This window comes from Halomonas sp. SIMBA_159, from assembly GCF_046536035.1.
Taxonomy (GTDB): Bacteria; Pseudomonadota; Gammaproteobacteria; order Pseudomonadales; family Halomonadaceae; genus Vreelandella; species Vreelandella venusta_A.
In genome coordinates, this window is record NZ_JAWJBT010001686.1 from 1 (window position 1) to 234 (window position 234).

Annotated in this window: 1 protein-coding gene; it reads left to right on the forward strand. The window is 44.0% G+C overall.

Annotated elements, in window-relative coordinates:
* The coding region (locus tag R0J87_RS24955) for an RnfABCDGE type electron transport complex subunit D (RefSeq protein ID WP_498889717.1) at positions 1-207 on the forward strand (207 nt) is incomplete at its 5' end.
* Positions 208-234: the final 27 nt, after the last annotated feature.

The following is a 234-nucleotide window of genomic DNA, read 5'->3' on the forward strand; positions in this document are numbered from 1 at the left end:
GACCCGGTATCTGCTTCTTTCACTGACAAAGGTAAATGGGCTTACGGTATTCTTATCGGTTTCATGGTTGTAATGATCCGTGTTGTTAACCCGGCTTACCCGGAAGGTATGATGTTAGCAATACTGTTTGCAAACCTGTTTGCACCATTATTTGATTTCTTCGTGGCTCAGGCCAATATCAAGCGGAGGCTGGCACGTAATGTCTAGTAATAACGATAGCATCAGCAAAACGCT